The following is a 641-nucleotide window of genomic DNA, read 5'->3' as shown; positions in this document are numbered from 1 at the left end:
ACCGGGCCGCTCTGCTTCGGCCGCAGCGACACGAAGCGCACGCCCGTCACCGCCATCCGCGCGGTCCAGCGCGGCACGATCGCGACCCCAAGCTTCGTTGCGACAAGATTGATGATGGTTTGCTTCTCATCAGCAACCTGCACCATGCGCGGCGTCAACCCGGCCTGTTCGAACAACTTCATCGTGAGGTCGTGGCTGTGAGGCCGCGAGCGGCGGTCCGGTACCAGCATCGCCTCTTCGGCGATCTCGGCCAGCGTGATCGACGTCCTCTTGGCCAGCGCATGCCGCTGCGGGAATGCCACGATCGCGGTTTCCTGGAGCAGATCGCGGAATTCGAGCCGCTTGTCCGCACTGGCGGGCGGACGAACAAAGGCGAGATCGAGCGCGCCGGTCAAAATCTTTGGCAGCAGCCGGACGGTCTTGTCCTCGAGAAGCTGCACCGCGATGTCGGGATGTTTTGCGCGGAAGTCGCGCAAGAGCGCCGGCAACAGCCCGGCCGCGGCACTGTCGATGGCGCCGACCCGGAGTTTTCGAGCAGCCCCCGCGCGCGAGCGATTGCGCAGATTGCTCGCGACCGCCTCGACGCGGGCGAGGATGGCGCTGAAGAACAGATCGGCGCCGGCGTCCTTGATCTTGAGGAC

At 66.0% G+C, this 641-nt stretch carries 1 protein-coding gene; it reads right to left on the bottom strand.

Annotated features, from left to right (window positions below; all coding sequences use genetic code 11):
* Nucleotides 1–641 (bottom strand): LysR family substrate-binding domain-containing protein (locus MOV75_RS40930; RefSeq protein ID WP_247008538.1); only part of this gene is annotated, 641 nt, incomplete at both ends.

It is taken from the genome of Bradyrhizobium sp. PRIMUS42 (assembly GCF_023006515.1).
Taxonomy (GTDB): Bacteria; Pseudomonadota; Alphaproteobacteria; order Rhizobiales; family Xanthobacteraceae; genus Bradyrhizobium.
This window is presented reverse-complemented; position numbering and strand designations above follow the sequence as displayed.